Annotated in this window: 4 protein-coding genes; all 4 read right to left on the bottom strand. The window is 67.9% G+C overall.

Annotation, left to right across the window (positions count from 1 at the left end; genetic code table 11):
- Positions 1-80 precede the first annotated feature (80 nt).
- Positions 81-962, bottom strand: coding sequence for an aldehyde dehydrogenase family protein (locus SFU54_RS05435; protein WP_319015280.1), 882 nt, complete (start codon positions 960-962; stop codon positions 81-83).
- Entirely contained in the window at positions 959-2,497 is a 1,539-nt protein-coding gene (locus tag SFU54_RS05440) for an aldehyde dehydrogenase family protein (RefSeq protein WP_319015281.1), read from the bottom strand. Before SFU54_RS05440 ends, SFU54_RS05435 begins: the two co-directional genes overlap by 4 nt.
- A gap of 3 nt (positions 2,498-2,500) precedes the next feature.
- Entirely contained in the window at positions 2,501-3,514 is a 1,014-nt protein-coding gene (gene deoC / locus SFU54_RS05445) for a deoxyribose-phosphate aldolase (RefSeq protein WP_319015282.1), read from the bottom strand.
- The coding region (locus SFU54_RS05450) for a sugar-binding transcriptional regulator (RefSeq protein ID WP_319015283.1) at positions 3,511-4,410 on the bottom strand (900 nt) is incomplete at its 5' end. The genes SFU54_RS05450 and deoC, both read right to left, overlap by 4 nt.

Raw genomic sequence — 4,410 nt, forward strand, 5'->3', positions numbered from 1 at the left:
ACCGCACCTGACGGCCGCCGAAACACTCGCGCGCCTCCCCGCGGCCTAATCGTCTCGGCAGGCAACCGCACCCCAGCGGGCTAGAGCATGGACTTCGTGTGCCAGACCGTCTTCGTCTCGACGAACGCCGTGATGCGCTCGAGCGCCGGACGCGGGATGCCCGCCACCGGTGGCACGACGCGCTTGAGCGTCTCGGCCGCCGCCAACTGCAGGTCGACCCAGGTTTCGCCCTTCGCGCCCGTGATCGATCCGGCGCCGGAAAGGTCGAGCGCATTGACGTCGGCGTGCGACGCCAGCCACGGCATGATCTCGGCCGCCGAACCCGTGAGCATGTTGACCACACCGCCGGGAACATCCGAGGTCGCGAGCACTTCGCTCAGCGAGATGGCCGAGAGCGGCGCGCGTTCGTCGGCGACAACCACGACGGTGTTGCCACTCACGACGATCGGCGCGATCACCGAGACGAGACCGAGCAACGAGCCTCCCGTCACGCCCTGCGGCGCGACCGCGGCCACGACACCCGTCGGCTCGGGCACCGAGAGGTTGAAGAACGGTCCTGACACAGGGTTGGCGTTACCCGCGACCTGGGCATACTTGTCCGCCCAGCCGGCGTACCAGACCCACACGTCGATCGCGAGGTCGACTTGAGCGCTCGCATCGGCAACGGACACGCCCTCGGTCGACGCGATCTCGTCGATGAACTGCGCGCGGCGCCCTTCGAGCAACTCGGCAATGCGATAAATCACTTGGCCACGGTTGTACGCCGTAGCACCGGCCCAGCCGCCGACGGCCGCACGAGCGGCGACCACGGCATCGCGCGCGTCTTTGCGCGAGGCCTGGGCTGCGTTGGCCAAGAATGATCCGTCGGCGGCGACGACCTCGTAGGTGCGGCCGCTCTCGCTGCGCGGAAACTTGCCGCCGATGTAGAGCTTGTAGGTCTTGGGCACGGTGAGTCGGCTCACTTCGCGACCGCCTTCCGGGTCTTCGCGGGCTTTCGGGCAGCGCGCCCGCCAGCGGATGGAGTGGTGGATGCTGCGCTCAACGAAGCCGGAGCATCCCACCCGCTCGCCTCGAGGTAGGCAGCCAGCCCGTGGCGTCCACCCTCACGGCCGTAGCCCGACTCTTTGTAGCCGCCGAACGGCGACGCGGGGTCGAAGCGATTGAACGTGTTCGCCCACACCACGCCCGCGCGCAACTGGTCGACGAGAGCGAGCATGCGGCTGCCCTTCTCGGTCCAGATGCCGGCCGAGAGGCCGTAGGGAGTGTTGTTGGCCTTCGCGATCGCCTCGGCCGGAGTGCGGAACGTCAGCACTGAGAGCACGGGGCCGAAGATCTCTTCGCGCGCGATCGCGTGCGCCGCGCTCACCTTCGTGAAGATCGTCGGTGCGAACCAGAAGCCCTTGTCGGGGATGCGGCAATCGGCCGTCCAGCGCTCGGCTCCCTCGGCCTCACCCGTGTCGCTCAGGGTGCGAATGCGCTCGAGTTGTGCGGCCGAGTTGATCGCCCCGATGTCGGTGTTCTTGTCGAGCGGGTCGCCCATGCGCAGGGTCGAGAGCCGCGCCTTGAGGCGGTCGATGACCTCGTCGTGCACGTTCTCTTGCACGAGCAGGCGCGAGCCCGCACAACACACGTGACCCTGGTTGAAGAAGATGCCGTTGACGATGCCCTCGATCGCTTGATCCATCGGCGCGTCGTCGAACACGATGTTGGCAGCCTTGCCGCCGAGCTCGAGCGTGAGGCGCTTCTGGGTGCCGGCGACCTGGCGCGCGATCATCCGGCCGACATTCGTCGAGCCCGTGAAGGCGACCTTGTTGACGTCGTCGTGGGTCACGAGAGCCTGGCCGGTAGCGCCGGGGCCCGTCACGATGTTGACGACACCCGCGGGCAAGTCGGCCTGTTGCAGAATCTCGGCGAACAGCATGGCCGTGAGCGAGGTCGTTTCGGCGGGCTTGATGACGACGGTGTTGCCGGCCGCGAGGGCCGGGGCGATCTTCCACGCGAGCATGAGCAGCGGAAAGTTCCACGGGATGACCTGCGCGGCCACCCCAAGCGCGCGAGGGTTCGGGCCGAGGCCCGCGTGCTCGAGCTTGTCGGCCCAGCCGGCGTAGTAGAAGAACCACGCGGCGACGAGCGGAACATCCACATCGCGCGTCTCGCGAATGGGCTTGCCGTTGTCGAGGCTCTCGGCGACCGCGAGTTCGCGAGCGCGCTCTTGCACGAGCCGCGCGATGCGGAACAGGTACTTGCCCCGATCGCTGCCCGACATGCGCGACCACACGCGGTCGTAGGCGCGCCTCGCCGAGGCGACCGCAACATCCACATCACCGGCGGTGGCTTGGGCGATGCTCGCGATGACCTGCTCGGTCGCGGGCGAAATCGTGTCGAAGACCTCGCCGTGCCCGTCAACAAACTCGCCATCGATGAAGAGGCCGTATTGCGCCTTGAGGTTCAGAATCGACGCCGACTCGGGCGCCGCTGCGTATTCGAGAAAGGCCATGATCTAGTCCACCGTCACGTAATCGGGGCCACTGTAGTGACCGGTTCGCATCTTCTGGCGCTGCAGCAACACGTCGTTGACGAGGCTCGAGGCGCCGAAACGCCACAGCTGCGGGGTAAGCCACTCTTCGCCCACGGTCTCGGCAACAGTGACGAGGTAGCGCACGGCATCTTTCGAGGCACGGATGCCGCCGGCCGGCTTCATGCCGATCTTCTCGCCCGTCAGGCGGTGCCAATCGCGAATAACCTCGAGCATGAGCAGCGTGACGGGCAGGGTCGCCGCGGGGCTCACCTTGCCCGTCGAGGTCTTGATGAAGTCGGCTCCCGCGAGAATCGCCAGCCAGGATGCCCGCTTCACGTTGTCGTAGGTCTGCAGTTCACCCGTTTCGAGAATGACCTTGAGGTGCGCGTGACTGCCGTCGGGGCGCATGCACGCCTCGCGCACGGCGACGATCTGGTCGAACACGACGCCGTACTGACCACTGAGAAACGCGCCGCGGTCGATGACCATGTCGATCTCATCGGCGCCCGCGGCGACGGCGTCACGCGTGTCGGCGAGCTTGATCGCCAGGCTCGCGCGCCCCGAGGGGAAGGCCGTGGCGACGGCAGCCACCTGGATGCCCTCCGTGCCTCCTGCCGCGTGCCGGCTACCCAGCGCCTCGACGGCGTAACCCACCATGTCGCCGTAGACGCACACGGCCGCAACGCTCGGAGTCGTCGGGTCGCTCGCGTCGGGCGTGATCGCCTTGGCAACGAGCGAGCGCACCTTGCCGGGAGTGTCGGCGCCCTCAAGCGTCGTCAGGTCACACGTGCGAATGATCGTGTCGAGCGCCCAGGCCTTCGAACTCGTCTTGATCGAGCGCGTGCTGAGCCCCGCGGCGCGCTGTTCGAGGCCCACGGCGTCAACGCCCGTGAGTCCGTCGAGGTGCAGGCGCAGTGCCGTCTCGGTAAGGTCGCCGCCGAGCAATCGCACGGCGCGATCCGCCGGCGCGAGGCCGACGGGCTGGGTGATGGTCATGAGGCGTCCTCTCGGGATGCTGTGGTGGCGGAGTTGAGATCGTCGTCGGCGTTCGTGTCGTCCAAGAGCGCGCGCGCGGTGTGTTCGTCGGTCACGAGCACCGAGCAGAGTCCGTGCGTCACAATGGCGCGCGCAACGGCGTGCTTCGGCTCACCGCCGATCACGAGGATGCTCGTGGCCGCGTTGCGCAGCTCTTCGAGGCCGAGGCCGAGAGTGCGGGCATCCAATTCGGGGTCGGCGATCGTGCCGTCGGCCGTGATGTAGCGACCAATGACGTCGCCCACAGCGCCGCGCTCGACGAGCCGGGCGATGTCGGCGGCCGTGAGGTAACCGCTGTCGACGTGCACCGAGCTCGTGTCGGCCACCCCCGCGCTGTAGAGATAGGCCGTAGCGCCGCGCGCCATCGCCAGTACGCCGCCGACCGTGCGGTCGCCCTCGATGGCCTTCTTCGTCTCGAGGCGTTCGAGAATGGCGGGGCTCGGCAGTAGCGTGGCTTGCCCGCCCGCCTTTTGCGCGATCATGACCGCGGTCGCCGCCGCGGTGCCGGGGCGCTTGCTGAGGCTCACGCCCCCGTTGATCTGCACGACGTTGACGGCTGTCGACCACCCCGAGGGCAAAGCCTCGGCGACCTGGTGCAACGTACGACCCCAGCTCACGCCGAGCAATCGCGGCACGGGGCGATGACTCACGAGGTAGTCCGCGGCGGCTTCACTCACGCGCGCCTGCAGTTCGACGTCGTCGGCGGGGGCAGGAACCACGACCGCGTCTTTGAGACCAAAGCGGGCGCTGAGGTCACGTTCGAGAGCGAGACGGCGAGCGCGCGGGTGCACGATCTCGATGCGAATGATGCCGCGCTCGCGCGCTTGGGCGAGCAGTCGGCCCACTTTCCAGCGCGT

The sequence above is a fragment of the Microcella sp. genome (genome assembly GCF_033763155.1).
Lineage (GTDB): Bacteria > Actinomycetota > Actinomycetes > Actinomycetales > Microbacteriaceae > Microcella.

Bases quoted from the DNA above. Each gene is read 5' to 3' on its own strand.
- SFU54_RS05440 (WP_319015281.1), bottom strand. From the start codon at position 2,497: ATGGCCTTTCTCGAATACGCAGCGGCGCCCGAGTCGGCGTCGATTCTG.
- deoC (WP_319015282.1), bottom strand. From the start codon at position 3,514: ATGACCATCACCCAGCCCGTCGGCCTCGCGCCGGCGGATCGCGCCGTG.